Origin of the sequence: Actinotalea ferrariae CF5-4 (genome assembly GCF_000603945.1) — a bacterium.
Lineage (GTDB): Bacteria > Actinomycetota > Actinomycetes > Actinomycetales > Cellulomonadaceae > Actinotalea > Actinotalea ferrariae.
In genome coordinates, this window is the sequence record NZ_AXCW01000516.1 from 1 (window position 1) to 918 (window position 918).

The 918-nt window shown below is 73.6% G+C and carries 1 protein-coding gene; it reads left to right on the plus strand.

The window, feature by feature from the left end; genetic code table 11:
• The coding region (locus N866_RS19115; RefSeq protein ID WP_034229884.1) for an NPCBM/NEW2 domain-containing protein at positions 1-736 on the plus strand (736 nt) is incomplete at its 5' end.
• Positions 737-918: the final 182 nt, after the last annotated feature.

A 918-nucleotide genomic window follows, 5' to 3' on the forward strand; every position in this document is an offset into this window, starting at 1 on the left:
CTTCGCCAACTTCCACGTCACCCAGAGCCCCGACACCGTGGTCCAGGTCATGGGGCCGGCACCAGCCCCGGTGCCGGCGCCCGCTCCGGAACCGGAGCCCGAGCCTGCCCCCGCACCACCCTCGGAACCGGCTCCCGCTCCCGCTCCCGTTCCCGCGCCGGAGCGGGCACCTGCTCCGACCACCACGGCTGCCAGGACCGCGACGACGACCTACGTCTCCGACACCGCCTTCCGTACGCTGAGGAACGGGTGGGGGCCCGTCGAGAGGGACCGGGACAACGGCGGTGCCGAGACCGGCGACGGTGGAACCCTCGACATCGCCGGCACCCCCTACACCAGAGGCCTGGGTGCCCATGCCGCGTCCGAGGTCGTCGTCCCGGTCGACGGCGCCTCGAGGTTCACCACCGAGGTGGGCCTGCCCTCCCACGTCGGCGCCTCCGGGTCGGTCGTCTTCCAGGTCTGGGCCGGCTCGACGAAGCTCGCGGACACCGGCACGGTGCGCGGCGGCGAGGGCCCGAGGACGGTGACCGTCGCAGTCACGGGCCGCACGGAGATCCGTCTCGTCGTCACCGACGCGGGCGACGGCACCACCAGGGACCACGCCACCTGGGGCGATGCCCGGCTCATCACGACGTCGACGACCACTCTCCTGAGGACCACGACACCCGGCGCGACATGGGGCCCGCCTGGCGCCCAGGCCGACCTCGCTCACCCGGACCCGTCGGTACTGCACTGAGTGCTGGGTGGGGTCAGGAGCCCCGCCGCGATGACGCCCCTGCGTCCTGCGGCGGCCGTCGCCCACGGTGCGCGGCGCTGCGCGGCACCGCCCGACAGAAATCTGCACCAGACGGCTCATACCGACCGAACGGCTGCCGACGAGAACGATGACTGACGCGGTGGGGGGCACCGCGCACGACG